Below are 570 nucleotides of genomic sequence, written 5' to 3'. Positions count from 1 at the left end.
CCCGCTCACATGCAGCTGGGCTTCTTTTCCCGCCAAAAGTCATTGACAGGCTTAGCGGAAACTCTTATAATAAAGTCGCAAGTATCGTTATCAAAAAGGACAAAATCATGTTAGAAGATTACTATCAGCTAGACAACCGTTACTATCAGCGAGGTCCAGAGGACAATCTATATACTGCCAAATGGGGTATGGTCATTGAGTTTCTGGACTTAAATGATCCTAGCTTAACNCCTTTTGAAGGGGTGAACTTTGCCCTGATTGGCTTCAAGAGTGACAAGGGTGTCTATATCAATAACGGCCGAGTGGGCGCAGTTGAAGGTCCTCAAGCCATTCGAACTCAGCTGGCCAAGCTTCCTTGGCATCTAGGTAGAAACGTTCGAGTCTTTGACGTTGGCGATATTGACGGACCTAACCGCTCTCTGGAACAACTGCAGCAAAGCTTGGCGCGAGCAGTCAAACGCCTACGAGAGCTTAATCTCCGACCCATCGTTCTAGGCGGCGGCCACGAAACAGCCTACGGCAACCATCTAGGGCTCAAGTCGTCACTAAATCCTGACCAAAACTTAGCTG

The 570-nt window shown here is 48.2% G+C and carries 1 protein-coding gene; it reads left to right on the top strand.

Annotated elements, in window-relative coordinates; genetic code table 11:
- Positions 1 to 107 precede the first annotated feature (107 nt).
- Positions 108 to 570 (top strand): arginase family protein (locus D8792_RS11250; RefSeq protein WP_312023828.1); only part of this gene is annotated, 463 nt, incomplete at its 3' end.

The organism is Streptococcus cristatus (assembly GCF_003943505.1).
Classification (GTDB): domain Bacteria; phylum Bacillota; class Bacilli; order Lactobacillales; family Streptococcaceae; genus Streptococcus; species Streptococcus cristatus_E.
Note: the sequence above shows the minus strand (reverse complement) of the source record. Positions and strands in the feature narration are given on the sequence as shown.